Origin of the sequence: Burkholderia aenigmatica (assembly GCF_902499175.1) — a bacterium.
GTDB classification, from domain to species: domain Bacteria; phylum Pseudomonadota; class Gammaproteobacteria; order Burkholderiales; family Burkholderiaceae; genus Burkholderia; species Burkholderia aenigmatica.
In genome coordinates this window covers 41,084-65,946 of record NZ_CABVQC010000053.1, presented here as the reverse complement: position 1 = coordinate 65,946, position 24,863 = coordinate 41,084, and the positions used below count along the sequence as shown (strand labels likewise).

General features: G+C 67.2%; 23 protein-coding genes and 1 pseudogene. 12 read left to right on the top strand and 12 right to left on the bottom strand.

The window, feature by feature from the left end; genetic code table 11:
• The 3 genes and pseudogenes from BDO18943_RS30345 to BDO18943_RS30335 all read right to left on the bottom strand — a co-directional run.
• Window positions 1-227 (bottom strand): annotated as a pseudogene (locus BDO18943_RS30345) (hypothetical protein); the annotation flags it as partial.
• A complete protein-coding gene (locus BDO18943_RS30340; RefSeq protein WP_175025177.1) occupies window positions 224-988 on the bottom strand; it encodes an RNA polymerase sigma factor in 765 nt (254 codons plus the stop codon). The pseudogene BDO18943_RS30345 and the gene BDO18943_RS30340, both read right to left, overlap by 4 nt.
• 247 nt (window positions 989-1,235) lie before the next feature.
• The gene (locus BDO18943_RS30335; RefSeq protein ID WP_043190991.1) at window positions 1,236-1,535 is read right to left on the bottom strand and encodes a YXWGXW repeat-containing protein; all 300 of its coding nucleotides are present in this window, start codon (window positions 1,533-1,535) and stop codon (window positions 1,236-1,238) included.
• A 331-nt stretch (window positions 1,536-1,866) separates the two neighbouring features.
• On the opposite strand from BDO18943_RS30335, the gene BDO18943_RS30330 reads away from it, so the two are divergent.
• Entirely contained in the window at window positions 1,867-3,552 is a 1,686-nt protein-coding gene (locus tag BDO18943_RS30330) for a purple acid phosphatase family protein (RefSeq protein WP_043190994.1), read from the top strand.
• 66 nt (window positions 3,553-3,618) lie between these two features.
• Here the strand turns inward: BDO18943_RS30330 and BDO18943_RS30325 are convergent, their stop codons facing one another.
• Entirely contained in the window at window positions 3,619-4,230 is a 612-nt protein-coding gene (locus tag BDO18943_RS30325; RefSeq protein ID WP_175025176.1) for a cysteine peptidase family C39 domain-containing protein, read from the bottom strand.
• A 36-nt stretch (window positions 4,231-4,266) separates the two neighbouring features.
• Window positions 4,267-4,620 carry an energy transducer TonB gene (locus BDO18943_RS30320; RefSeq protein ID WP_175025175.1) on the bottom strand — a complete coding sequence of 118 codons (354 nt, stop codon included), beginning with the start codon at window positions 4,618-4,620 and terminating at the stop codon, window positions 4,267-4,269.
• A gap of 150 nt (window positions 4,621-4,770) precedes the next feature.
• Between BDO18943_RS30320 and BDO18943_RS30315 the strand changes: the two genes are divergently transcribed.
• The 7 genes from BDO18943_RS30315 to yddG all read left to right on the top strand — a co-directional run bounded on the left by BDO18943_RS30315 (window position 4,771) and on the right by yddG (window position 12,466).
• A complete protein-coding gene (locus BDO18943_RS30315) occupies window positions 4,771-5,058 on the top strand; it encodes a hypothetical protein (RefSeq protein WP_175025174.1) in 288 nt (95 codons plus the stop codon).
• Between the two features lie 236 nt (window positions 5,059-5,294).
• Window positions 5,295-6,026 (top strand): GntR family transcriptional regulator, encoded by a 732-nt coding sequence (locus BDO18943_RS30310; protein ID WP_175025173.1) that lies wholly within the window; start codon window positions 5,295-5,297, stop codon window positions 6,024-6,026.
• An 85-nt stretch (window positions 6,027-6,111) separates the two neighbouring features.
• Window positions 6,112-7,431 carry an NAD(P)/FAD-dependent oxidoreductase gene (locus BDO18943_RS30305; RefSeq protein WP_175025172.1) on the top strand — a complete coding sequence of 440 codons (1,320 nt, stop codon included), beginning with the start codon at window positions 6,112-6,114 and terminating at the stop codon, window positions 7,429-7,431.
• Window positions 7,432-7,565: 134 nt separating this feature from the next.
• A complete protein-coding gene (locus BDO18943_RS30300) occupies window positions 7,566-8,897 on the top strand; it encodes an MFS transporter (RefSeq protein WP_175025171.1) in 1,332 nt (443 codons plus the stop codon).
• Between the two features lie 76 nt (window positions 8,898-8,973).
• A complete protein-coding gene (locus tag BDO18943_RS30295) occupies window positions 8,974-9,882 on the top strand; it encodes a dihydrodipicolinate synthase family protein (protein WP_175025170.1) in 909 nt (302 codons plus the stop codon).
• Window positions 9,882-11,384: an aldehyde dehydrogenase gene (locus tag BDO18943_RS30290; protein WP_175025169.1), complete on the top strand. Its 1,503-nt coding sequence runs from the start codon at window positions 9,882-9,884 to the stop codon at window positions 11,382-11,384. The genes BDO18943_RS30295 and BDO18943_RS30290 overlap by 1 nt, the downstream gene beginning before the upstream one ends.
• A 137-nt stretch (window positions 11,385-11,521) precedes the next feature.
• Window positions 11,522-12,466 carry an aromatic amino acid DMT transporter YddG gene (yddG, locus tag BDO18943_RS30285; RefSeq protein ID WP_175025168.1) on the top strand — a complete coding sequence of 315 codons (945 nt, stop codon included), beginning with the start codon at window positions 11,522-11,524 and terminating at the stop codon, window positions 12,464-12,466.
• A gap of 72 nt (window positions 12,467-12,538) precedes the next feature.
• On the opposite strand, the gene BDO18943_RS30280 is transcribed toward yddG, so the two are convergent.
• Both BDO18943_RS30280 and BDO18943_RS30275 read right to left on the bottom strand, forming a co-directional pair.
• On the bottom strand, window positions 12,539-13,168 hold the full coding sequence (locus BDO18943_RS30280) for a LysE family translocator (RefSeq protein ID WP_175025167.1): 630 nt from the start codon (window positions 13,166-13,168) through the stop codon (window positions 12,539-12,541).
• Between the two features lie 123 nt (window positions 13,169-13,291).
• A complete protein-coding gene (locus tag BDO18943_RS30275) occupies window positions 13,292-14,188 on the bottom strand; it encodes a LysR family transcriptional regulator (protein ID WP_175025166.1) in 897 nt (298 codons plus the stop codon).
• 320 nt (window positions 14,189-14,508) lie between these two features.
• Here BDO18943_RS30275 and BDO18943_RS30270 point away from each other — a divergent pair, with 320 nt between their 5' ends.
• On the top strand, window positions 14,509-15,357 hold the full coding sequence (locus BDO18943_RS30270) for a sulfite exporter TauE/SafE family protein (RefSeq protein WP_089452786.1): 849 nt from the start codon (window positions 14,509-14,511) through the stop codon (window positions 15,355-15,357).
• A gap of 387 nt (window positions 15,358-15,744) precedes the next feature.
• Here the strand turns inward: BDO18943_RS30270 and BDO18943_RS30265 are convergent, their stop codons facing one another.
• Entirely contained in the window at window positions 15,745-16,695 is a 951-nt protein-coding gene (locus BDO18943_RS30265; protein WP_175025165.1) for a LysR substrate-binding domain-containing protein, read from the bottom strand.
• A 109-nt stretch (window positions 16,696-16,804) separates the two neighbouring features.
• Between BDO18943_RS30265 and BDO18943_RS30260 the strand changes: the two genes are divergently transcribed.
• The 3 genes from BDO18943_RS30260 (at window position 16,805) to BDO18943_RS30250 (ending at window position 19,021) form a co-directional block, all read left to right on the top strand.
• On the top strand, window positions 16,805-18,130 hold the full coding sequence (locus BDO18943_RS30260; RefSeq protein WP_407649910.1) for a D-serine ammonia-lyase: 1,326 nt from the start codon (window positions 16,805-16,807) through the stop codon (window positions 18,128-18,130).
• Window positions 18,131-18,183: 53 nt separating this feature from the next.
• Window positions 18,184-18,438, top strand: a complete 255-nt coding sequence (locus BDO18943_RS30255) for a hypothetical protein (RefSeq protein WP_027791787.1) — start codon at window positions 18,184-18,186, stop codon at window positions 18,436-18,438.
• Between the two features lie 283 nt (window positions 18,439-18,721).
• Window positions 18,722-19,021 carry a DUF4148 domain-containing protein gene (locus tag BDO18943_RS30250; protein WP_175025163.1) on the top strand — a complete coding sequence of 100 codons (300 nt, stop codon included), beginning with the start codon at window positions 18,722-18,724 and terminating at the stop codon, window positions 19,019-19,021.
• A gap of 99 nt (window positions 19,022-19,120) precedes the next feature.
• Here the strand turns inward: BDO18943_RS30250 and BDO18943_RS30245 are convergent, their stop codons facing one another.
• From BDO18943_RS30245 to BDO18943_RS30230, 4 genes are all read right to left on the bottom strand, one after another.
• A complete protein-coding gene (locus BDO18943_RS30245) occupies window positions 19,121-20,911 on the bottom strand; it encodes a GGDEF domain-containing protein (protein ID WP_175025162.1) in 1,791 nt (596 codons plus the stop codon).
• Window positions 20,908-22,038, bottom strand: a complete 1,131-nt coding sequence (locus tag BDO18943_RS30240; protein ID WP_175025161.1) for an extracellular solute-binding protein — start codon at window positions 22,036-22,038, stop codon at window positions 20,908-20,910. The genes BDO18943_RS30245 and BDO18943_RS30240 overlap by 4 nt, the downstream gene beginning before the upstream one ends.
• Before the next feature lie 203 nt (window positions 22,039-22,241).
• Window positions 22,242-23,828, bottom strand: a complete 1,587-nt coding sequence (locus BDO18943_RS30235) for an aldehyde dehydrogenase (NADP(+)) (RefSeq protein WP_175025160.1) — start codon at window positions 23,826-23,828, stop codon at window positions 22,242-22,244.
• A 74-nt stretch (window positions 23,829-23,902) separates the two neighbouring features.
• A complete protein-coding gene (locus tag BDO18943_RS30230) occupies window positions 23,903-24,835 on the bottom strand; it encodes a dihydrodipicolinate synthase family protein (protein ID WP_175025159.1) in 933 nt (310 codons plus the stop codon).
• Between the last annotated feature and the right edge of the window lie 28 nt (window positions 24,836-24,863).

Sequence of the window (24,863 nt, the reverse complement as noted above, 5' to 3'; positions counted from 1 at the left end):
GGTGCGGGCGCCGTCGCGACGATGCGCTCGACGAGCGCCGGCGCGGGCGGTGCGACCGTATCGTTGGCGAGCCACGCATCGAGTTCGGCGGCATCGTCCAGCGCCGCCAATGCGTCGCCCGGATGCGCGCGCGCCCAGGCCTCGGCGGCCGCGCGCTCGCCGTCCGGCCAGCGCCGCGCATCCGAGCCGTACGCGGCGACGATGGTACGAAATCGTTCGGGTGTCATCGGATGTCCTCGCTAGGTGAATCGCCGGCCAGTTGCGCGCGCAAGTTTCGCCGGGCGCGCGCGAGCAGGCTTTCCAGCGCGTCGACGGTAATGCCCATCAGGTTGGCTGCCTCCACGTTCGACATTTCCTGATAGTACTGGAGCACGAGCGCTTCGCGTTGCCGCGCCGGCAACGCCGCGAGCGCCTGCCGCACGCGCGCGTCGCGCGAGCGGGTCTCCGCCCGGGTGGCCGGCTCCGGTTGCGGATCGGGCACGTCGGGCAACACGTCGACCGGTTCCTCGCGGCGGCCGCGCAAGCGGTCGTAGCACAGATTCAGCACGACGCGATGCAGCCACGTGTCGAACCGCGCCTCGCCTTCGCGCCAGCCCGGCGCCTGTTTCCAGATCCGCAAGAACGTCTCCTGGGCGACGTCCTCGGCTTCCGTGCGGTCGCCGAGCATGCGCGTCGCGAGCGCGAGCAGCCGCGGCAGCTTGCGCGCGACGAGCATGCGCACGGCCGACGCGTCGCGCGCGCCGACCCGTGCCACCAGTGCCGCGTCCGGATCGCCGTCGCTCAACGCGGGGCGCTCCAGCGCAACGCGCGTCTGTGCCGCGGCGCGATCGTCGATGCGCCCGCCGGCAGACTGAAGTTCATCGTCATGCTCTCCTTGCATGCGCCGCGCCATTACCCGGCCCCGCCACACCGGCGGTTCGGAATCGCCGCACGTATCGCGCACGGCATCGGCAAGATCCGTTTCATCGACATCCGTTTCAGGCCGCATGGCGATCGTGTCGATCGGGTGCCGGCCGCCCGGACGCGTTCGCGTGAGCGGCGGCCGGCGCGCTCAATATACGACGACCGGCGCGGGCCGGTAATAGGCCGGGCGCGCCGGCACGACGACACAGCCGGCCAGCACGATGGCTGCGGCCGCCAGGATCACCACGGTTCGAAAAGGCATGGCTGCGACTCATGACGTTGCGGGAAGAAGCCGCCGTGCCGGCACCGCGTGCCGTCCGGCGGCATGCGCATCAGGCCCAGTGACCCGGAACCCAGCGCCACGCCGGACCGCGCGCGGCCCAGTGGCCCGGCACCCAGTGATAACCGACACGAACCACTTGCCAGTGGCCCGGAATCCACACGTAGCGGCCCTGCCGCCAGTGCCAGTGGCCCTGGTCCCACACGTAGCCCGCGCGCGGCGCCGGCATCACTTCGACGCGAGGCGGCGGCGGCGCGTAAGGCGCGACGATGACGGCCTGCGCGAACGCGGCGGACGCAGCCAGCGCGGCCACGCATGCCGCGGCAAACCGCAATGGAATGGAAAGCTTCATGAAAGACTCCGAAGTAGCGGGTATCGACCGGAAGCGGCCGTTCATGCGTTAAACGGCGCGGGCAAACGGAATCTGTCGCAATGTCGGCAAAAAAATTTCGAACGAACCGGACGCGCGTCGGCCCGTCGGCGCGGGCCGGATGGCGCGATGCACAAGCCCGGGCATGTGCCGACGCTTGCGCGGGGTTGCCGTGCTGTCACAACCCGGCAAAACTGCCCTTCGACAATGTTCGGCACCGGGATCCCGCTCGTTTCCGGCCCACGCCCCGGCCACGCTTGCGCACGGTCAGGCGGTTCCACATCTCGCGTCTCCACCAACGAAAACACCGACCATGTCGAACCAGGACAACTCCCCGATCCAGCCGAACGAGCCGGCCGCGTCCGTGTCGCGTCGCGGCTTCCTGAAACTCGCCGGCGTGTCCGGCCTCGCCACCGCCGCCGGCGGTCTCGCGGCAGCCAGGGCCGCCGCGTCGAACCCGGACGGCACGCCCGAACAGGTCCACCTGACGTGGGGCAACGACCCGACGTCGGAAGTCGTGATCTCGTGGGCGTCGCTCGCGTCGGCCGTCAATCCGCGCGCCCGCATCGTCGCCGACGGCGAGCCGCCGCGCACCGTGCACGGCGTCCAGCGCCTGTACACCGACGGCCTGAACGGCGAGACCGTGTTCGCGTACCACGCGCGCGTGCACGGGCTGAAGCCGAATACGCGCTACCGCTACGAGATTACGGCCGACAACGACAGCAACGCCGCGCAGCCGTTCTCCGCGAATTTCTCGACCGCGCCGCGCGGCCGCGCGCCGTTCCGCTTCACGAGCTACGGCGATCTCGCGACGCCGAACGGCGCGTGGGTGCTGTCGTCGCCGCAAAGCCGCTTCGCGGTGCAGGCGGTCGAGCAGTTCCAGCCGCTGTTCCACCTGCTGAACGGCGACCTCTGCTACGCGAACCTGAACCCCGCGCACCAGCCCGAGGTGTGGCGTGATTTCGGCAACAACAACCAGACGTCGGCCGCCAATCGTCCGTGGATGCCGTGCCCCGGCAATCACGAGATCGAGTTCAACAACGGCCCGCAGGGGCTCGACTCGTATCTCGCGCGCTATACGCTGCCGGAGAACGGCACACGCTTCCCGGGCCGCTGGTACAGCTTCCGCGTGAGCTCGGTGCTGTTCGTGTCGCTCGACGCCGACGACGTCGTGTACCAGGACGCCGCCGCGTTCGTCGGCGGCCCCGCGCCGCTCGTGCCGGCCGCGAGCACGGGCCGCCCGCCGATCGAGCCCGGCACGTCGTTCTACGTGCGCGGCTACAGCAATGGTGAGCAGACGCGCTGGCTCGAACACACGCTGCGTCATGCCGCGCATGACGACGACATCGACTGGATCGTCGTGCAGATGCACCAGGACGCGCTCAGTTCGTCGAAGACGGGCAACGGTTCCGACAAGGGCATCCGCGAAGCGTGGCTGCCGCTGTTCGACCGCTACGGCGTCGACCTCGTGCTGTGCGGCCACGATCACGACTACGAGCGCAGCTACCCGGTGCGCGGCTGCAATCACCGTGCGGGCGTCGATGCGACGACCGGCGAAGTCGTCGAGACGCTGCAGCCGCGCCCGGTCGGCTCGAACGACCCGGATCGCACGAAGTTCGACACGAGCCACGGCACGATCCACCTGATCCTCGGCGGCGGCGGCACCAGCGCGCCGCTCGACGTGTACGGCGAGAACCCGGCGACCGGCTTTGCGCGCGCGAAGGTGTTTACGAAGCCGAACCGGCCGGTGCCGGGCACGGCGCCCAATACGTTCGTGCGCGAGCCGGCCGATGCGCTCGAGGATGCGATCTGGTCCGCGCGGCGCGATACCGGCACCGGCTACGGGATCGCCGTGTTCGACTACGAGCCGGGCAAGCCGGACGGACACACGACGATCACGATGCGCTACTACCACGCACCGGGCGCCGACCAGCACCCGACCGCCGACTACGAGCTGTTCGAGACGATCGAACTGAGCAAGAAGCGGAACGAACGCTGATCGGGCGGGCGCCCGCTGCAACGGGCGCCTGCTGCGGCACACGCGCGACTCGTTGCATGCGCAACGTTACGGGGCAATCAGGATGCCGCGGTTCGCGAAATAGCGGTCGAACATCGCGCGCGGCATCGCTACGTTCTGCTGCGTGCGTACGTCGAACCCGGACGGGTTGTGGAACAACCAGTCGCCAGTGTCGCGGTTCGCGCCGAACACCAGCACCATATGCCCGCCGCGCGACGGCGGCTCGAACCCGTCGTGCCGGATGCCGGGATGAACCGATGCCATCAGCATGTGGCCGTCATGCAGCTTCGGTTCAAGCGCGGCCGAATCGATCCCTTCCACGACGTCGCCGTCGATCCCATACCGCTCGCGCACCCAGTGGACGAAGGGCCGGTAATGCAGGCGCTTGCCGGTGTCGCCGAGTTCAGGCCGGTACACGCCGAACCCGACGGCTTCGCGTACCAGTTCGAGCAACGGCACGATCGTATTCGAACGGTGCGCGAGCAGCATCTTCAGGCACGCAATGCCGCAAATGCTCGGGCTCCACTGTGCATATTCTTCCGGCGTGCTCGCGCCGGAGCGATGCCACAACGGGTCGTCCTCCGAGCGCAGTTCGCGGGATACGAACCGCGAAACCAGGTGCGACGATTCCCATTGCGCGAAATACGGCACTTCTTTCATGGCTTCCCTCTCTGAAAGCACGATGCGGGCGGCTCGCTACATCAGCGAGAACGTGATCTTCTCCTTCATGCGAATCGGGCGTGCGCCCTCGTCGGCGGTACAGTGAATGCGCATGAACGCCGCGGTCACCACGGCGTCGAGTTCCGCATGCCCGCTGCTCTCCAGCAGCGTCACGTCCGACACCGTCCCGTCCGGAAGCAAGACGCCGCCGACCGTCACCTCCCCGCTTTGCCGAGCCCAGCGCGCGCTGGCCGGGTACGGCACGTCGCGGGACCCGATCCGGGTGCAGCGCGTGACTTCGGATGCGTAGAGGTAGGACGCGTCGGCACGCGCGACGCCGGAAAGCGCGGCGAAGGCGGCGGCGGAAATGGCGAGCAGTGAGCGATTCAACATGGATCTTCTGGTTGGTCTTATGGGATTCGATGCATGCGACGACGGCTGCGTGACTATACCGCGACGGCGCGCAGGCGCCTGTCACACACCCATTGCAAGGCGTTGCGCCATGACACGCGCTAGACTGCCCGCCTCCCCCACCGGCCCATGAAGATGAGTTTCGAATACCGCATCCACACGATCCCGTCGGCCGACGCATTCGATGCTATCGCCAATGCGTTGCGGCAAGCGCATGACGACATCGACATCGATCCCGACCGACGACAGCTTGAAGTCAGTGGCGACACCAGCGGCTGGCCGCTGGTCAACCTGTGGACCGACGACGACGGCTTCTTCCTGGCCACGACACTCGGGCGGACGCGATACACGATGCTCGACTCGATCGGCCGCGCGTTGTCCGCAATCGGCGCGGCTTGGCATATCGACGACGCATGACCGGCGGCCCCTTTTTCGCGGGCTCGCCTGAATCGGCCCCGCACGCAGAGCCGGCGCCCCGCCGATGCCCGCCGTTCGCCCCTCCCTGCTTCGTCCCTTTAAGCTACGCATGTCAGGGCACGCCACCCCGCGCCCTCACCGACCTCGCCTGCTCGTCGAGTTAAGGTGTAAACCCTTATTTTTGCTTGGTCTATTCTCAACCTAAACTGTGTCTACAGTTTGTAGACAATGAAATCATGTCCAGACAGAAGCTTCAGACCGCCTCACCGGATGCCGAATCCGGCGGTTCGGCGGATCGCAAGAACGTAATGGCGGAGACACTGCGGCGACGGATCGTGAGCATGGAGCTCGCGCCCGGCGCCGTGGTCGACGAGCTCGCGCTCAGCGAGGAATTCGGGCTCTCCCGCCCGCCGGTGCGCGAACTGATGCGCCAGATGGCGGCGGAAGGCTATCTCGAGCTCGAGCCGAACCGGCCGGCCCGCGTGTCGCCGATGGGTTATCAGTCGCTGCGCAGCTTTTTCCTGGCTGCGCCGCTGATCTACGTCGCGACGACCCAGCTGGCGGCCAGCCACGCGACGGCGGAGGAAGTGGAACGGCTGAAGGCGATCCAGGCGCAGTTTCGCACCGCGATCGAGGAGAACGACCTGCAGGCGCGCGTGCTGCAGAACGATGCGTTCCACTTCGAGATCGGCCGGATCGCGCGCAACGCCTACCTGATGCCAAGCCTGCGCCGCGTGCTGATCGATCACGCCCGCCTCGGCAAGATTTTCTATCGCTCGCCGGAGACGAGCGACATGCAGCAGGACCTGGAAACCGCCGTCAGGCAGCACGACGAGATCATCGAAGCGATTGCGCAGCGCGACGCGCAGCGCGCCGGGGAGCTGGTCCGCAGCCACATGGAGCTGTCGCGCCGCCGCATGGCCGAGTACGTGATCCCGGAAGGCCTCGACGTACCCATCCAGTTTTAACGGCTGCACCAGACGGCGCACGCTTTCACGTGCGCCGCCTTCCCACGCCGTCGATCAGGACTCTTTACTGATATTGGATTTAGGAATGCATAAGATCACGTCGCTTCCAGCCGACGACAGGATGTGCGGCTGGTACCACACCAGCCGGCAGCGTCAGCCCAGGCCATCGCACCGCGGGGAATCCAGCGCCCGCTGGGCCGTCGTCGGCGCGGGTTTCACCGGCTTGGCCGCCGCGCGGCAGCTCGCGCTGAATTTTCCGGATGACGAGATCGTCCTGGTCGACGCCCAGGAAGTCGGCTTCGGCACCTCGGGGCGCAACGCCGGTTTCGCGATCGACCTGCCGCATGACATCGGCGCCGACGACTACATCGGCGACATCCCCACCGCCCGGACGACGCTGAAGCTGAACGTGCTCGGCCAGACGATCCTGCGCCGGCTCGTCGCCGAGCACGGCATCGATTGCGCGATGAGTGCGTCCGGGAAATACCAGGCGGCCGTGGAGCCACGCGGGATCGCCGTGCTCGACGCCTACCGCCGCGGTCTCGACAAGCTCGGCCAGCCGTACGAAATGATCGAGGGCAAGGATCTGCCTGCGCATATCGGCACGTCGTTCTACCGGAAGGCGCTGTTCACGCCGGGCACCGTGCTGATCCAGCCGTCGGCGCTCGTGAAGGGGCTGGCCGACTGCCTGCCGCCGAACGTGACGCTGTACGAGCACACGCCGATCACCGACGTCGAGTACGGCGACAGGATCGTACTCGCGCACCGCAACGGCCGGATCGCGGTCGACCAGCTGGTGCTCGCGAACAACGCGTTCGGCATGCGCTTCGGCTTCCTGCAGCACACGATGCTGCCGGTCTTCCTGTATGCGAGCCTGACGCGGCCGCTGACCGGCGCCGAACAGGCGCAACTGGGCGGCAAGCCGTTCTGGGGCGTGATTCCGGCAGACCCGTTCGGCAGCACGCTGCGCCGCACGCACGACAACCGCATCCTGGTGCGCAACAGCTTCAGCTTCAACCCCGACGGCCGCCCGCGCGAAAAGTACCTGCCGCGTTTCGCCGACCGGCACCGGCTGTCGTTCGACCGCCGCTTCCCGATGTTGCCGGACGTCGAGTTCGAGTACACGTGGAGCGGTTCGCTGGCGCTGTCGCAGAACCACAAGGGATTCTTCGGGCAGCTTGCGCCGAACGTCTACGGCGCGCTGTGCTGCAACGGCCTCGGCATCACGCGCGGCACCGTGACGGGCACGCTGCTCGCCGACTGGCTGGCCGGCAAGCGCAGCGAGCTGGCCGATTTCCTGCTGGAAACATCCGGACCGAACCGCACCCCGCCGGAGCCGTTCCTGTCGATCGGCGTCAACTCGACGCTCTGGTGGGGGCAGCGCAAGGCGGGACTCGAAAGCTGACCGGGCCGCGACGAGCGTACCCCCGCCAGGAAGCACCATAACAACGATACCGATTCATGCATCACGCTTAGTAGACCATATCAATAGATCGCGCGACGGTGTTCCGTGCGCAATTTCATGGAAGGAGACAGGCAATGTCAACGCATCACGTTTCCATCGAGGATGTTCCGCTCAATGGATTCCACCAGTTGCTCACGATCCGCTCGGGCGGCGGCTGGCTCATGGACGGTTACGTGCTGAGCATCATCGGCGTCGCGATGGTGCAGTTTTCCGACGCACTTGGCCTGACCGGCTTCTGGCAAGGCATGGTCGCCGCGTCCGCGCTGATCGGCATCTTCTTCGGCGGCTTCATCGGCGGCTGGCTCAGCGACCGTCTCGGGCGGCAGAAGCCCTACTTCTTCGGCCCGGTGATCTTCTTCGTCTGCTCGCTCGCGCAGTTTTGGGTCCAGTCGGGCGAAGCGCTGTTCGTGCTGCGCTTCCTGATCGGTATCGGCGTGGGCATCGAATATCCGGTCGCCGGCTCGCTGCTGGTCGAGTTCATGCCGCGCAAGTATCGCGGGCCGCGCCTCGCGATGCTGACGATCATCTGGTTCTTCGGCGCGGCGCTCGCGTACATCGTCGGCAACATCATCCTCGGCAGCGGCGGCCCCGATGCATGGCGCTGGGTGCTGGCCAGCCCGGCCGTGATCGGTCTCGCGCTGTTCGTCGTGCGCATCGGCACGCCCGAATCGCCGCGCTGGCTGCTCAGCAAGGGGCGTGTGGCGGATGCGGACAGCGTGATCCGGAAAGTCTACGGCCCGTCGTTCTCGGTGAAGAACCTGCCGGAAGAGCAAACCGAAAAGAAGATCTCGCTGTGGGCACTGCTGCACTCGGGCTACGGCAAGCGGATGCTGTTCGTGTCGGTGTTCTGGAGCTGCTCCGTGATTCCCGTGTTCGCCGTCTACTCGTTCGCGCCGCGCGTGCTCGAAGCGCTGCACCTGACCGGCAAGTGGGAATCGCTCGGCTCCGTGGCCATCACGTTGCTGTTCGTGGTCGGCTGCATCATCGCGACGTGGATCATCAACGAACTCGGTCGCCGCGCGATGGTGATCCACAGCTTCCTCTGGTCGGGCCTCGCGCTGCTGGGCCTCGGCGCGTGCTCCGGCGGCTCGGCGGTGCTGATCCTCGTGCTGTTCGGTGCGTATGCGGTGCTGATCGGCGGCGCGCAGGTGCTGCAGCTCGTGTACCCGAATGAAATCTTCCCGACCGACATCCGCGCATTCGCGGTCGGCATGGGTGCATCGCTGTCACGCATCGGCGCGGCTGTCGGCACCTGGCTCGTGCCGATCGCGCTGCAGACCGTCGGGATCGGCAACACCATGTACGCGGCGGCGGCCGTCTCGTTCGTCGGGCTGATCGCATCGCTCGCGCTGGCGCCCGAGACGCGCTCGCTCAGCCTGCAAGAAGCCGCATCACTCAACCACTGATACCCGTTACCGGTGCGCCGTTACGACGGTGCACCTTTCGTCAACCCGACCGTTTCCCTTTCCGCGGAAGAACATCATGAATTTCGAAGGCATCTACACCCCGGCCATCACGCCCCTGAACGCCGCCGGCCAGATCGACAAGACCGCATTCGCCGACGTGATCGAATCGCTGGTCGCGGCCGGCGTGCACGGCATCATCATCGGCGGCTCGACCGGCGAATACTATGCGCACACCGCGCAGGAGCGCTTCGACCTCGGCGCCTGGGCGCGTGAAGTGATCGGTTCGCGCGTGCCGCTCGTGATCGGCACCGGCGCGGTGCGCACCGAGGATTCCGTCGAATACGCGAAGGCGGCCAAGGCCGTGCGCGCCGACGCGATCCTGGTCGGCTCGCCGCCCTACGCGCTGCCCACGCAGCAGGAGAATGCCGCGCACGCGCTGGAGATCGATCGCGCGGCCGGCCTGCCGATCATGCTTTACAACTACCCGGGCCGGATGAGCGTGTCGATGGACCGTGAATTCTTCCGCACCGTCTGCGACGCGTCGAAGAACATCGTCGCGATCAAGGAAAGCTCGGGCCAGACGGGCCAGCTGCACATGCTGGTACGCGAGTTCCCGAACATCAGCGTGTCGTGCGGCTGGGACGACCAGGCGCTGGAATTCTTCGCGTGGGGCGCGCGCAGCTGGGTCTGCGCGGGCTCGAACTTCCTGCCGGCCGAGCATATCGCGCTGTACCAGGCGTGCGCGATCGAGAAGGACTTCGACAAGGGCCGCCGGATCATGTCCGCGATGATGCCGCTGATGGATTTCCTCGAAGGCGGCAAGTTCGTGCAGTCGATCAAGTACGGTTGCGAACTCGTGGGGCTGCGCGCGGGCGGCGTGCGCGCACCGCTGCGCGGGCTCGACGAACCGGAAAAGCAGGCGCTGGCCGCGATCGTGGCCGGCATCAAGCGCGAAGTCGCCGCCGTCACCGGAGGCCAAGCCTGATGACCGACCTGCTCAGCGCGTCCGAATACGCGGCGCTGGCCGCCGCGTTGCGCTTCCCGACCGGGCCGTTCATCGACGGCGCGTTCCGCGCGGCCCGCTCCGGCGATACGTTCGCGACCGTCAATCCGGCCACCGACGCCGTCCTCGCGCAGATTGGCGCATGCAATGCGGCCGACGTCGACATCGCGGTCGCCAATGCGCGGCAGGCGTTCGAGGACGGTCGCTGGCGCAAGCTGGCGCCGTCGCACCGCAAGGCCGTCCTGCTGAAGTTTGCCGACCTGCTCGAGCAGCACGCGCACGAACTCGCGACGATGGAAAGCCTCGACAGCGGCAAGCCGATCCGCGAATGCCAGAACACCGACGTGCCGGAGACGATTCATACGATCCGCTGGCACGCCGAGCTGATCGACAAGATCTACGACAACACGGCCCCCGTCGGCGGCAACGCGCTGGCGCTCGTCGTGCGCGAGCCGATCGGCGTCGTCGGCCTCGTGCTGCCGTGGAATTTTCCGCTGCTGATGCTCGCGTGGAAGATCGGCCCGTCGCTCGCGGCCGGCTGCTCGATCGTGGTCAAGCCGGCCAAGGAAACCACGCTCACGGCGCTGCGCGTCGCGGAACTTGCTCACGAAGCCGGCGTGCCGGCCGGCGTCTTCAACGTGTTGCCGGGCGGCGGCAAGGAAGTCGGCGAGCCGCTGGGCCGTCATGCGGACGTCGACATGGTGAGCTTCACCGGGTCGACGGATACCGGGCGGAAGTTCCTCACGTACGCAGCCGAATCCAACCTGAAGCGCATCGTGCTAGAGTGCGGCGGCAAGAATCCGGCGGTCGTGCTGCCCGATGCGCCCGATCTCGACGCGGTCGCGCAGCACATCGTCAACGGCGCGTTCTGGAACATGGGCGAAAACTGCTCGGCGTCGTCGCGGCTGATCGTCCATGCCGACATCAAGGACGAACTGCTGCTCCGTATCGGTACGCACATGCGCGAATGGTCGATGGGCAACCCGCTCGACCCGGCGCACCGGATCGGCGCGATGGTCAGCAAGGCCCACTTCGAGAAAGTGCGCTCGTACCTCGAGCAGGCCGGTGCGGAACGCTTGAAGGTTGCGTTCGGCGGCCAGACCGATGGCGGCATTTTCGTCGAGCCGACCGTCGTGGACGGCGTGAGCCCGCACAGCCGGCTGTTCCGCGAGGAGATCTTCGGCCCGGTCCTGTCGGTGACGACGTTCACCGACATCGGTGAGGCGATCACGCTGGCCAACGACTCGGTGTACGGGCTCGCCGCTTCGGTCTACACCGGCAGCCTGAACCAGGCGATCCGGCTGTCGCGCGAGATCCGCGCGGGCGTCGTGACCGTCAACTGCTTCGGCGAAGGCGACGTGACGACGCCGTTCGGCGGTTACAAGGCATCCGGGTTCGGCGGCCGCGACAAGTCGATCTGGGCGCACGACCAGTACACCGAGATCAAGACCATCTGGATCGACGTACCCGTGGACCCCGCGTAAGCGGGCTGCATGGGATTGCCGGTTGGCGCCGCCCCGCGGGACGGCGCCAACCGGCTCATTCCGTCCGCCATCGCGGTACGTGCGGGCGGAACCGAATCATCTGAAATCGAATTTGAATGTTGAAACAGGCAGGAAGCATGAAGCGCAAGAATAAGGCAACGCTCGCCGGGCTCGGCGCGGTGTTGTTGTGGGCCTCCGTCGTCGCTCTCGTTCGCGGCGTGAGCGAAAGTCTCGGCGCGACCGGCGGCGCCGCGATGATCTACACGGTGGCATCCGTGCTTCTGCTGTTTTCGGTCGGCTTCCCCGATCTGAGCCGGTTCCCGAAAAACTATCTGCTGTGGGGCGGGCTGCTGTTCGTCGCATACGAGCTGTGCCTGTCGCTGTCGATCGGCTATGCAAACAACGGCCAGCAGGCGATCGAAGTCGCGATGGTCAACTATCTGTGGCCGAGCTTCACGCTGGTCGCGGCGATCGTGTTCAACAAGCAGCGCGCCAACCTGCTGGTCGTGCCCGGCGTCCTGCTGTCGATGCTCGGCATCTGCCGGGTGCTCGGCGGCGACCAGGGCCTCGATCCGGCCGGCATGCTGCACAACGTCACGGACAATCCGCTGAGTTACGGCCTCGCGTTCGTCGGCGCGCTGATCTGGGCCGCCTATTGCACGGTGACGGCGCGCATCGCCGACGGCAAGAACGGTGTCACGCCGTTCTTCATGCTGGTTGCGCTGGTGCTCTGGATCAAGTTCGCGATCGAAGGCGGCGGCGGCATGACGTTCAGCCTGCATGCGGTCATTTACATCGTGCTGGCGGCATCGGCGCTGGGGTTCGGCTATGCGGCCTGGAACACCGGCATCATGCACGGCAACGTGACGGTCATCGTCGGCGCGTCGTACTTCACCCCGGTGCTCGCCGCCATGCTTGCCGCTACGCTGCTGCATGCGCCGCTGTCGATCGAATTCTGGCAAGGCGCATCGATGGTATGCGGCGGGTCGATCCTGTGCTGGCTCGCGACGCGCGGCCGGCGCCGTGAAAAAGCCGCGCCCGTTCGGGTCGGCAACGATGCGCAGGGCAATTGCCAGGGCTGACGGTACCGGGCGCTTTCGTCGCGCTGCAACGCGAACGCCCCCGGCGGTCCTGTAAGCCGTCCGTCACTCGCGCTAGCGCGACTCCAGCGCGATACGCACGGCCAGTCCGGCCAGCACCGTGCCCATCAACCAGCGCTGGGCCGACGCCCAGACCGGCCGCCCCGCCAGAAAGCCCGCGATGGCGCCGGCCATGCACACAATCAGCGCATTCACGCTGACGCTCACCGCGATCTGCACGCAACCGAGCGCCAGCGATTGCGCGAGTACGCTGCCGTGGCCCGGCGAAATGAATTGCGGCAGCAGCGACAGATACATCACCGCGATCTTCGGATTCGCGAGGCTCGTCACGAAACCCATCGTGAAGAGCCTGGCGCGACTGTCATTCGGCAACTGCCTGACCTGGAACGCCGAGCGACCGCCCGGCTTCAGCGCCTGCCACGCCAGGTACGCGAGATAAAGCGCGCCGGCAAAGCGCAACGCGTCGTACGCATACGGCACGGCCATCACCAGCGCGGTGATGCCCAACGCCGCGCACACCATGTAGAACACGAACCCCAGCGCGACGCCGCCGAGCGACACCAGCCCGGCACGGCGGCCCTGGCAGATCGAACGCGAAACCAGGTAGATCATGTTCGGCCCGGGCGTCAGCACCATGCCGAGCGACACGAGTCCGAAAGCAAGCAAGGTGGGCAAGGCCGGCACGGCAATCTCCTTCGGGGCAAAGCGGTCAGGGGCGAGTTCGAACAATGTACTGCATCTCGATCGACATCGTCATGAATAAACTGCAAGCGGCTCATGAACGCTGCTCATCGCACCGGCCGCACGCTACCTGCCCTTTTTCGCGCGCGTGTGAAGCGCCTTCCCTGCCTTCGCACGCTGTGCGTCGACGAGCCGCACGAACTCGTCTGCGACCGCATTACCCGCCGTATTCCACGACAACCGCACCGAACGATGCAGCCTCGGCGACAGCTCCAGCACGTGGCCACCGAATGGTGTGTACGTGAGCGTGATGCGCGGCACGATCGACACGCCCATGCCGGCCTCTGCCATCGACAGGATGGTGCGCATCTCGACCACGTTGAACGCGGCCCGCAGCGGCGCGTCGCTGCGCGCGAAGTAATCCGCGATCACCGGCCCGCATCCTGCCTTCGAGAAAATGAACGGGGCCGTGGACAACTGCTTTGCCGACACGCTCTTGCGGTTGGCGAACATGCCGTCCGCCGCCACCGCGACAAAGTCCTCGTCGAGCAGCGGCAGATTGTGCGCGAACGTCTTCGTGCCGGCCACCACGCCGATATCGGCCGTCCCGTCGTCGATCCACCCTTCGACTTCGCTGTCCGTGCCTTCGAGCAGCACCGCCGATACGCCCTGGTGCATCTCCTTCAACGCCTCGAGCGCGGGCACGACGAACGCCAGCGACACGCTCGGCAGCGACGCGACCACCAGCTTCCCTTCCAGCTTGCCGCGCGACAGGCTGAACTGCTGGCGCAACAGCTGCGCTTCGCGCACCACGTTCTGGATGGACGGCCACAGGCGTTCGCCCGCCGCCGTCAGGACGACCGGCTGCCGGTCGCGCCACAGCAGCTTGACCTCCGTGAGGTCTTCCAGCTCGGTCAGTGCATGACTGATCGCGGATTGACTGCGGTTCAACCGGTCGGCCGCGGCCGTGAGCGAACCGAGTTCGACCACGGCCGCCAGGGCCTGCAACTGGGCAAGGGTCATCGGGTCTCCTCATTCCGGGATATGTATGTTGTGCATGATGCGGCAAGCTATCGTGAATTATATTGAACCGCGAACCTGATCGGGCCGACGATACCGGTGGTGCGCCGCGACCCGCGTCGAATGTCCGCCGCGCCGCTCAGGTAAGATGCATCCTCGAACCGCGTGCCGATTGCCTGCGGCCCCGGCCGCACAACGGCGCGGCGCCATGCGATCGACTTCCGGTTCGAGCCCAACCAGAACAATTGCGTGCACCATGCACGCGACCGCAACAGGCTCCGTCGGCAGCGCTCGCTGCCGGATAGGCCGCGACATGCCATTCCATGATGCATTTCAATCTGACTGAAGGTGTGCTGGTCTCCAGCCTGCAGGGGCTCAGCGCGTTCGATCTGGCCGGCATCGCCGTCGCGCTGCTGCTGGGCGGCATGGCCAAGGGAATCACGGGCATCGGCGTGCCGCTGATCGCGATGCCGATTCTCAGCCAGTTCCTGCCGATCCGGCATGCGGTGCTGCTGCTGTCGATGCCGATCATCCTCGGCAACATCCCGCAGGCGCTGGAAGGCGGCCAGGTGCTGGCGACGGCACGCAAGATCGCCGCGCCGATCGCGGGCACCGTGATCGGCAATATCGTCGGTGTCGCAATCCTGCTCTCGCTCAACCCGGGTCATGCGCAAGCGGCGTCCGGCGCGCTGCTGATCGTGGCTGCGGCACTGATGCTCGCCGCGCCGAAACTCAACCTGCCGGACGCATGGCAAAAACCCGTCGGCTTCGCACTCGGCTTCGGCGCCGCGCTGATGGAAAGCATCGCGTCGGTGCCGGGCCCGCTGCTCGCCACGTACCTGATTTCATCCGGCGCGACCGGGCGTGTCTTCACGAAGCAGATCGCGATCATCCTGGTGGTGTCGATCGTCACGCTGATCACGACGTTCAGCGGCGCCGCGCACGCGAGCGGCGCCGACCTCGCGATCTCGGCGGCGGCCAGCCTGCCGGCCATTGCCGGCATGTGGCTCGTTCGCCCGCTGCGGGACAAGATGTCGCCCCGGATCTTCAGGATGGTCGTGCTGCTGTTCGTGCTCGCCGCGGCGTCGCAGATGATCTGGAAATCGGGCGTGCTCCGGCACGGCGGATCGCACGTTACCCAGATGAACAACGCGCAAACGGGCAAACACTAGGGCCTGTTCACGCCCTAGCCGGTGGCGCTCCGCCATCGATCGCGCATGCGTTCTGAAAGCTGCGAAGCGTAGTATTCGCGGACCCGGCGTATCGCCCCGCCCAACGGTTCGGACGAAACGTCACCGACTTTGCTGCTCGCACGCCGATATCCACATCGGCACTGCCGCGCTTTCAGAGGCATGAAATGGAAACCTACGTGTTGCTCGGCTGCGGATTCGGCCTTGGCCTGTTGATCGCCATCTGGGGTATCTGGCAGCTCAAGTAACGCTCGCCAGGCCCGTCCGCGCGCAAGCCATCCGTAGGGAGATGGACGGGAAATTGTAGTTGACGGCTGTACCCTCCGCCCAACTATTTCGCACTCCGACCCACCTGTCCGGCAGCATCGCCTACTCGTGCCGGCTTCCGTTCGACAGCAAGCGCGATCGGGCGGCACCGAAGCGCGCGCACTCGGCCTTGAGCCAGTCCGAAAAAACGGCGGTACGCGGATCGTCGGGATTGCGCGACAACAGCATGTAGCGCGCCGGCGCACGCACGTGTGTGCCGAAGACATCCACGAGCCGTCCGCTCGCGATTTCGTCGTGCACCAGCGCGGCGCGCCCCATCGCGACCCCCTGATGGTTCAGCGCAGCCGTGATGGCAAGGCTCGAGAAATTGAACTGCGGGCCGTCGAGATGCGCCGTCCACACCGGACGGGCCTCCTCCAGCCACGTGCGCCACTCCACGAACTCGGGTGCGCCGCCCCACGGTGCGGCGTCGTGCAGCAGAACGACGCCGTCCAGCGATTCCCCGCTCGCAAAGAACGGATGCTGCGCCAGATACGCGGGCGTGGCGACCGGAAACAGGATTTCGTCGAGAATCGCCTCGGCATGCAGCCGCGCGTAGTGCACCGGGTCGTAGCGCACGGCCACATCGATGTCGTCGGTCTCCATCGCCTGGCGATCCAGCACCTGAAACTCGGCCTTCACGCGAACCGGCACGTTCGGTTGTTGCCGGTGAAATTCGGACAGGCGCGGCATCAGCCATTGCAGCGCGAGCGACGGCAGGCAACTGACCTGCAGCGGAGCATCCGACATGCCAAGCGTCTGAAGCGTGCGATTGATGTCGACGAACGCGCCCGACATCGTCCCGAGCAGGATCCCGCCCTTCTCGGTCAACTTCAGGCCGCGCGCCTGGCGCACGAACAGCGGATAACCGAGCCGGTCCTCCAGGTTCCGGATCTGCTGGCTCACCGCGCTTTGCGTCAGGTTGAACGCCTGTGCCGTCTTCGTGAAGCTCAGCAACCGGCCCGCCGTTTCAAAGCAGAGCAACGCCCCCAGGAGCGAACCGTCGAGTCGCATAGATATCAGTCAGGCTAATGGATTCATTAGAAATCGGCGCTTTTGCGCAGGCTGCCGGAATCGTAGCATTCCCGCCATTCTCCCTGCTTACCCAATGCAAGACCGACCCATGACCGTCACGCTCCAACCCGCCGATCTATTAGCCCAACTGCAAGCCCGCCACCCGTTGCTGTGGCTGAATCCCCATGCCGGCAGCCCGCTGCCGCCCGACGCGCCGGCGCTCGACGCGATTGCGATGGCCGAAGCGCGGCTGGCGCGTTGCGAACCGCTGATGGCCGAGCTGTTTCCCGAACTCGCGGCGAGCGCGGGAAAAATCGAGTCGCCGCTGATGCCGGCCGACAGCCTGCAGCGCAGGTTGTCGCTCCTGGCAGACGCACACGGCGCCTGGTTCATCAAGCGCGACGACGCGTTGCCGGTCGCCGGCTCGATCAAGGCGCGCGGCGGCTTTCATGAAGTGCTCGCGCTCGCGGAGTCGATCGCGATCGAGCACGGACTGCTCGAATCCGCGGGCGACCGCCGGATCCTCGCATCGGCCGCCGCACGCGAACGGTTTGCCGCGCACACCGTCATCGTCGGCAGCACCGGCAATCTCGGCCTGAGCATCGGCGTGATGGCCGCCGCGCTGGGGTTCGCGTCGGTCGTCCACATGTCGACCGACGCGAAGCCGTGGAAGAAGGCGCGCCTGAGACAACGCGGCGTTCGCGTGATCGAGCATGACGGCGACTATGCGCAAGCCGTCGCGGCCGGACGCGCGCAGGCACGCAATCAGCCGCGCAGCCACTTCGTCGACGACGAAGGCTCGCTGCTGCTGTTCCTCGGCTACGCGGCCAGCGCCCGGCCTCTCGCCGCGCAGCTCGCCGCGGCGGGCCGCCGCGTGGACGCGGCGCACCCGCTCTTCGTCCATATCCCGTGCGGCGTCGGCGGCGCACCGGGCGGCATCGCGTACGGTCTCAAGGCACTGTTCGGCGAGCACGTGCATTGCTTCTTTGCCGAACCCGTTGCTTCGCCGTGCATGCTGGTCCAGCTGGCCGCCGGCCCTGGCAAGCCGGTGTCCGTCTACGACGCGGGGCTCGATAATCGGACCGAGGCCGATGGCCTCGCCGTCGCGCAGGCATCGCACCTCGTCAGTCCGCTGATGGCGTCGTTGCTGTCGGGCGTCTTCACCGTCAGCGACGCGCAGCTCTACGCCCAGTTGCTCGCGGTTCAGCACGCGACGGGCGTGGCACTCGAGCCGTCGGCCGCCGCTGCCGTCGGCGGTCCCGGCTGGCTGGCGCAGTCCCCGGCCGGTCGCGACTACGTGCATCGCCACGCGATCGACCTGCGCCGGTCGACGCACGTGATCTGGGCGACGGGCGGCTCGCTCGTGCCGCCGGAAGAGCACCGCCGCTTCCAGTCGCATGCGCAAGCGCTCGCCGCTACCGCACCCGGCGCGTGACACGTTGGGGCCGGCGCCCCGCCCCGTTCCCGAAGACGCGTTAGACTGTCCGGATGGAACAATGCCGTTATTGCCAGAGAATCCGCGATGAATGGGATTGCCACGGTGACGAATGCCGCCGGGCAATCGCCAAGGCGCTGCGTCGGCAGCGGGCGGGCCTGCCCATGGTGCCCGATCGCATCCGCAACGAACTGCCGTCCGGCGCGCCGACCCAGCAGGTGATCGCCGTGCTGTCGCGCCAGCGCCTGCGCGCGCGCCGCGGCAACGAGGAACGCCGGGAACGCAAGGAAATCGACGACGACGTCTGATCCGGCAGCATCGCAGCCCCGGCCTCGTCCTCTCCGCCCGCGCCTTCGCCGCCGGGCGCCCATCCGTGCACGCCCCCCGTGCCGCGCGCATCCACCCCCTCGCCCTTGCAAATCCGGCAACATCGAATAGGGACAGAAGGCGTTTGTCTTGGAATTATTGCCCCGGTTGCAACGATCTTTCACTAAAACCCACGTTTACCCTAGGTCACCCGACGCCTACGATGTAATCAACCGCTTACGACATGGTGTCGAACGCGGAAGCCAATAAACATCGGAGGTCATCATGAAATCGCTCGTTTCCGCAGTCGTTGCCGCTGTCGCCCTGTCCGCCTCGTTCGGCGCATTCGCCCAAAGCACCGTGACCCGCGCTCAAGTGCGCAACGAACTGGTCCAGCTTGAAAGCGTCGGTTACAAGCCGAGCCAGTCGAGCCCGCACTACCCGGCCGACATCCAGGCTGCACAAGCCCGCGTGCACGGCGCCGACAACAGCGGCTACGGTGCGCAACCGGCCGCAGCCGTCCAGGGCGGCGCACCGGCCGTGAAGGTGCAAAACCCGCGCGACTCGATCTACTTCGGCCACTAAGCCCGCCACTGCGCGCCTTCGCGCGCAGTCCGCACCGGCCACGAGCCCGTCCCGCGACGGGCTCGTCGCGTTTGCTTCGCGCGTATCAGCGGCCGGCCGTCACCGGCTGCCGCCCGACGCGACCCGGCCGGCCGCTTCGTCCGTCCCGCTGCCGGTGCCGCTCCCGCTGCCGACCAGTTCCTGATAACGCACGAACGCGCGCTGCGCGGACGCCTTCGCCGCGTACATCGCCGCGTCGGCCTTGACGAGCAGTTCCTCGGCCGACGCGCCATCGTCCGGAAACTCGCTGACGCCGATGCTCGCGCCGACGGCCATACGCCGGTCGCCGAATTCCAGTTCCTCGGCCATCACGAGCTGGATGCGCGACGCGACGTCGCCGATCACCGCCGGTGAACGCACGTCCGCAATCAACACGATGAATTCGTCGCCGCCGAGCCGCGCGACCATGTCGCCGCCGCGCAGTACGAGGCTCAGCCGCTTGGCGACCGCGACGAGCGCGCGGTCGCCCGCCGAATGCCCATGCTGGTCGTTGATCTGCTTGAAGCGGTCGAGATCGACGAACATCACGGCCAGCCCTTCGTGCATCGCGGCCGCGCGCCGGATCGCGGCGTCGAGATGCTCCATGAACAGCAGGCGGTTCGGCAGCGCGGTCAGCGCATCGTGGCCCGCGAGGTGCGTGAGCTCCAGCTGCTTCGCGCGCAGCATCGCGACCTGCGTGCGGATCTCGACGCGCATGCTGTCGAAACAGCGCGCGAGCACGCCGATCTCGTCGGCACGCCCGACCGGCAGCTGCTCGGCGGCCGGATCGTCGAACACGTGCGTCGCGGCGCGCGCGAGCGTCTGCAGCGGCCGCGTGATCGCACGCGCGAACAGGATCGCGAGGATCACCGCGAACAAGCTCGATACGAGCACCATCCGGACGATCCGTTCGCCGAGCATGCCGGCCGGCGCCAGCACGTCCCCCAGCGGGCGCGCCATCCCGAGCACGACGAAGCGGTTGCCCTCGTCGTGCCCGAACGGCGTGCGCGCGAAGGCGAACATCTGCCCCGGTGCCTCGGCCGGATTGGCAAGGCCATTGACCGTAGCGTTGACGCGCGTACTGTCGAACAGCGCGCGCGTGACGGCAAAGCGGTCCTGCATCAGCACGCGCCGGCCGCGATCGAAGCCGAACGTCTGCGACGGATCGGGATGCACGAGGAAATCGCCCCACTCGTTCGCGAGATACACCCCATAGTCTTCCGGCAGATCGCGCTCGAGCCGGTCGAACACGCGCGACAGCTCGACGTCGACGACCAGCGCGCCAACCGTCTGGCCCGACGTGTCGACGACCGGCGTGCCCACGCGCAGGATCGGCAGCCCTTCGGCTGCGTGCGACCCCGTCTCGTGGTTGATCACGATCGGCGACAGGTAGATATGGCCAGGCGCGGTCGCGAGCGTATCGAATACATAGGAAAACTGTCCTTTCTCCTGGAACACGCTGTCCGGCAGCACGACGATGCCGTGCGCGTCGCGATCGACGCGGATGCGTTCGAGCCCGAAATCCCCGCGCGCGATCAGCCGGATCTGCAGGTATTCGGGGTGATTCCTCATGAAGCTGTAGAACACCTGCTCGAGCCGTGCGCGTGGCGCGCCATCCCGGTTGTCGCCGTCCGAGACCAGCGCGCACGACGGCAACTGCGCGAGCACGAGCGCATCGTCCGCAACGTCGGACAGCGCAGTGGTAAAGCGCTGCCCGAGCAGTTGCGTCGACATCAGCAGGCTGTGCTGCGCTTCCTGCACGAGCATCGCGCGGTTCGCGCGATACGTGTAATAGCCGGTCGCGCCGGACGCGATCACGCCGATGCATGCGAACAGCACCGACAGTTTCGACGTGAGTCCGAGCCGGATCATTTTTCGAATCGCTCCGGACGGTCGCCCGACACGATGCGGCTCCACAACGATTCGCGTCGCGCGATGTCCTCGACGGGCTGGAGCCAGACGAGATGCTGGTGCCCGGTGTCGAGGCCCGGCGGCGGCGCAAGCGTGTTCGCGAGGCCCTGGCGCTCGGTCAGCAGCGCGCCGATCGCCGGTTCGAGCATGTAGTTGATCCACGCGAACGCGAGCTCGGGATGCTGCGCGCCGCGCGTGACGGCCCAGCAGTCGAGCCACGCGAGCGCGCCTTCGTCCGGGATCACGTAGCCGACGTCCGCGCCGGCGCGCCTGAGCAGTTCGACCTGCTGCGTGCCGTAGTTGCCGAACATCAGCGCCGCGCGATGCTGGACGAACAGCGCGGTCGCCTCTTCAGGAAGCGTGTAGTACGTCAGCAGGTTGCGGCGCAGGTCGATCAGCTTGTGCGCGACCACGAGCGTCTGCGCGGGCGACAGGCGAAACGGATCGGAATAGCCGAGCGCCAGCGCCGTGAACGAAAAATTGTGCTGCGCACTGTTGAAGTCGAGCACCTTGCCGCGGTAGCGAGGATTCCACAATTCCCGCATCGAGTGCGGCGCAACCGGCACCTGCTTGCGGTCGTAGATCAGCCCCATCGACGAATACGTGAACGGGATCGCGTACGTGGCGCCCTCTTCCACGAGCCCGCCGATCGTCGCGAGCTGCTGGAAGTTCGGCAACTGCCGCCGCCGGTTCGGGACGCGCGACAGGTCGATCGGCGCGAGCAGACGTTCGTGCGCGTAGCGCTGGATCTCGGCCGTGTTCGCGGCCAACACGTCGTACGGCGGTGGCGCGGCGCTGTGCATCCGCGTCCACAGTGCCTCGTCGGAATCGACGAACGTCACTTCGACGCGTACGTGAAATTGCACCTCGAACGCGCTGACGACGTCGCTGTCCGCATAGCCCGGCCATGCAAGCACGCGCAGCACGTTGTCGTTGACGGCTTCGGGAGGGGCGGCGAACGCCGCAAGCGCAGCGGCAACCAAGCCCGCGGTCAAAATGATGAGCAGCCCGAACACGGCGATACGTACGCGCGTACGTGCGCCGATTCCCCTGATCAATCGGTCCCCGTGTGAATCGCCCGGCTGCATTCGACTGTCCTTTTTCGAGTCGATGCGATATCCCGCAACAAGACCATAAAACCTACGGTCGCGCAATCGGAAGAAGCCGTATACGGCGGCGACGGCGCCGCCTCACCGGCTTCGTTGCACGTGCATCAAAGGCCGTCGGGCAAGCGGCCAATCATCAGTCGAAAGTACGCCATCACCGCGTCGCCCGTTCGGGAACGGACCCGTCACGCCTGCGCGTCGCGATGCCCGTCGATGGTGCGCGGCACGCCCTGCGGATTCGCGTCGCGCAGCGCATCGGGCAGCAGCGCGTCGGGCACGTCCTGATAGCAGACCGGGCGCAGGAAACGACCGATCGCGAGGCTGCCCACCGACGTCGAGCGTCCGTCCGACGTCGCCGGATACGGACCGCCGTGCACCATCGCATGCCCGACCTCCACGCCCGTGCCGAAGCCGTTCACGAGAATGCGCCCTGCGCGCCGCTCGAGCAGCGGCATGAAGGCGCGCGCCGCGGCGTGATCGCCGTCGTCGACATGCAGCGCCGTCGTGAGCTGCCCGTCGAGCCGCTCAACGAGCGCATGCATCGTGTCGAGATCCGGGCAGCGCACGACGAGCGAGGCGGGGCCGAACACTTCGTCGTGCAACTCGGGCTGACGAGCGAACCGGTCGGCCTGCGTGGCGAACAGCGCGGCGCGGCCCGCATGACGGATCCCGTCACCGGCCGCCGCGCCGCGCGCAAGCAGTTCGACACCGGCCTGCGCGCCCAGCCGCGCGACCGCCTCGTCGTACACGCGGTGAATGCCAGGCGTGAGCATCGCGGCCGCGGGCAGATCGGTCAGCGCGGCGGCCGCCGCGGCCTCGAAGCGTCGCAGCGCGGGGCCGTCGACGCCGAGAATCAGCCCCGGATTCGTGCAGAACTGACCGACGCCGAGCGTCAGCGCCGCCGCGAACGCGCGGCCGATCGCCTCCGCACGCGCGTCGAGTGCATGCGCAAACAGCAACACCGGATTCACACTGCTCATCTCCGAGTAGACGGGTATCGGCTGCGGTCGCGCAGCCGCGAGCGCCATCAGCGCAACGCCGCCGTGGCGCGAGCCCGTGAAGCCCACCGCCTGGATGCGCGGATCGCGCACGAGCGCGGCGCCCACGTCGTAACCGTCGTCGAACAGCAGCGAGAACGTGCCATCCGGCATCGCACATGCGTCCATGGCATCCCGAATCGCACGGCCGACGAGTGCCGACGTACCCGGATGCGCGGGATGCGCCTTCACGATCACCGGGCAGCCGGCCGCCAGCGCCGACACCGTGTCTCCGCCAGCGACGGAGAACGCCAGCGGGAAATTGCTCGCACCGAACACGGCGACCGGGCCCAGCGCGACGTGCTGCATGCGCAGGTCGACGCGCGGCAGCGGCTGACGCGCCGGCTGCGCGGGATCGATGCGCACGCCGAGGAAATCGCCCGCCCGCACGACCTGCGCGAACATTCGAAGCTGCGCGACGGTGCGTGCGCGCTCGCCCTCGATGCGCGCGCGCGGCAGGCCGCTTTCCGCGACGCAGCGCTCGATCAGTAAATCGCCGAGCGCAAGCAGCCCCTCGGCGATCGTGTCGAGCAACGCCGCGCGCGCGTGCAGCGACGTATGTCGATACGCATCGAATGCCTGTGCCGCCAGCGCACAGGCCGCGTCGACGTCTTGCGCCGACGCGCGGCCGAACACGGGGGCGAGCGCCGCGCCGGTTGCCGGGTCGATCGCCTGGAATCCCGCGGCGCCGACCACGCTGCGCCGACCGATCAGGGAAGCGCCAGAAATCTGCATGAATCGTCCTCGTTGAACATCATTGAACATCGTTGAATCGTGAAAGCGTCGAACCGTGCCGTCGCGCGCCGCGCTCAGCGGCCCCAGCGCAGCACGAGCGGATCGAGCGAGCGGGCGATCCGCAGCAGGCTCGCCCGCGTGTCCGGGTGCATCGTCGGCAGCGGATGACGCACGGCGTCCGACGCGATCACGCCGCCCGCCTTCATCAGCGCCTTCGCGGTCGCGATGCCGCCCTGGCGGTTCTCGTGATTGATCAGCGGCAGCCAGTGCGCGTACTCGCGCTCGGCTTCGTCCGCACGGCCGGCAGCCCACGCGTCGACGATCCGGCGGATCCCGTCCGGATACGCGCCGCCCGTCATGGCGCCCGTCGCGCCCGCTTCGAGATCGGCCATCAGCGTGATCGCCTCTTCGCCGTCCCACGGCCCGACGATCGCGTCGCCGCCGAGCCGGATCAACTCGCGCAGCTTCGCGGCCGCCTGCGGCACCTCGATCTTGAAGTACGACACGTTCGGAATCTCGATCGCCATCCGCGCGAGCAGCGCGGCCGGCAGATACGTGCCGCTCGCCGGCGCATCCTGGATCATGATCGGGATGTCGATCGCATCGGAGACGCTGCGGAAGAACTCGACGATCGCCGCCTCGCCCGCGCGAAACGTCGCGCCGTGATACGGCGGCATCACCATCACCATCGCGGCGCCCGCGTCCTGCGCACGGCGGCTGCGCTGCGCGCACACGGTCGTGCCGAAATGCGACGTCGTGACGATCACCGGCACGCGACCGGCCACGTGCTCGAGCACGCAGTGCATCACCGCGTCTCGCTCGTCGTCGGCCAGCGAAAACTGTTCGGAGAAGTTCGCGAGCACGCACAGGCCGTTCGATCCCGCATCGATCATGAAGTCGACGCAGCGGCGTTGTCCGTCGAGGTCGAGACGGCCATCGTCGGTGAAGATCGTCGGTACGACGGGAAACACGCCCCGATAGCGCGTGGATGAGTTGTTCGATTGCATCAATGGCACTCCTTGCCGCAGGGAATTC

Bases quoted from the DNA above. Each gene is read 5' to 3' on its own strand.
- BDO18943_RS30340 (WP_175025177.1), bottom strand. From the start codon at position 988: ATGCGGCCTGAAACGGATGTCGATGAAACGGATCTTGCCGATGCCGTG.
- BDO18943_RS30335 (WP_043190991.1), bottom strand. From the start codon at position 1,535: ATGAAGCTTTCCATTCCATTGCGGTTTGCCGCGGCATGCGTGGCCGCG.
- BDO18943_RS30330 (WP_043190994.1), top strand. From the start codon at position 1,867: ATGTCGAACCAGGACAACTCCCCGATCCAGCCGAACGAGCCGGCCGCG.
- BDO18943_RS30325 (WP_175025176.1), bottom strand. From the start codon at position 4,230: ATGAAAGAAGTGCCGTATTTCGCGCAATGGGAATCGTCGCACCTGGTT.
- BDO18943_RS30315 (WP_175025174.1), top strand. From the start codon at position 4,771: ATGAAGATGAGTTTCGAATACCGCATCCACACGATCCCGTCGGCCGAC.
- BDO18943_RS30310 (WP_175025173.1), top strand. From the start codon at position 5,295: ATGTCCAGACAGAAGCTTCAGACCGCCTCACCGGATGCCGAATCCGGC.
- BDO18943_RS30305 (WP_175025172.1), top strand. From the start codon at position 6,112: ATGCATAAGATCACGTCGCTTCCAGCCGACGACAGGATGTGCGGCTGG.
- BDO18943_RS30300 (WP_175025171.1), top strand. From the start codon at position 7,566: ATGTCAACGCATCACGTTTCCATCGAGGATGTTCCGCTCAATGGATTC.
- BDO18943_RS30295 (WP_175025170.1), top strand. From the start codon at position 8,974: ATGAATTTCGAAGGCATCTACACCCCGGCCATCACGCCCCTGAACGCC.
- BDO18943_RS30290 (WP_175025169.1), top strand. From the start codon at position 9,882: ATGACCGACCTGCTCAGCGCGTCCGAATACGCGGCGCTGGCCGCCGCG.
- yddG (WP_175025168.1), top strand. From the start codon at position 11,522: ATGAAGCGCAAGAATAAGGCAACGCTCGCCGGGCTCGGCGCGGTGTTG.
- BDO18943_RS30275 (WP_175025166.1), bottom strand. From the start codon at position 14,188: ATGACCCTTGCCCAGTTGCAGGCCCTGGCGGCCGTGGTCGAACTCGGT.
- BDO18943_RS30270 (WP_089452786.1), top strand. From the start codon at position 14,509: ATGATGCATTTCAATCTGACTGAAGGTGTGCTGGTCTCCAGCCTGCAG.
- BDO18943_RS30265 (WP_175025165.1), bottom strand. From the start codon at position 16,695: ATGCGACTCGACGGTTCGCTCCTGGGGGCGTTGCTCTGCTTTGAAACG.
- BDO18943_RS30260 (WP_407649910.1), top strand. From the start codon at position 16,805: ATGACCGTCACGCTCCAACCCGCCGATCTATTAGCCCAACTGCAAGCC.
- BDO18943_RS30255 (WP_027791787.1), top strand. From the start codon at position 18,184: ATGGAACAATGCCGTTATTGCCAGAGAATCCGCGATGAATGGGATTGC.
- BDO18943_RS30250 (WP_175025163.1), top strand. From the start codon at position 18,722: ATGAAATCGCTCGTTTCCGCAGTCGTTGCCGCTGTCGCCCTGTCCGCC.
- BDO18943_RS30245 (WP_175025162.1), bottom strand. From the start codon at position 20,911: ATGATCCGGCTCGGACTCACGTCGAAACTGTCGGTGCTGTTCGCATGC.
- BDO18943_RS30240 (WP_175025161.1), bottom strand. From the start codon at position 22,038: ATGCAGCCGGGCGATTCACACGGGGACCGATTGATCAGGGGAATCGGC.
- BDO18943_RS30235 (WP_175025160.1), bottom strand. From the start codon at position 23,828: ATGCAGATTTCTGGCGCTTCCCTGATCGGTCGGCGCAGCGTGGTCGGC.
- BDO18943_RS30230 (WP_175025159.1), bottom strand. From the start codon at position 24,835: ATGCAATCGAACAACTCATCCACGCGCTATCGGGGCGTGTTTCCCGTC.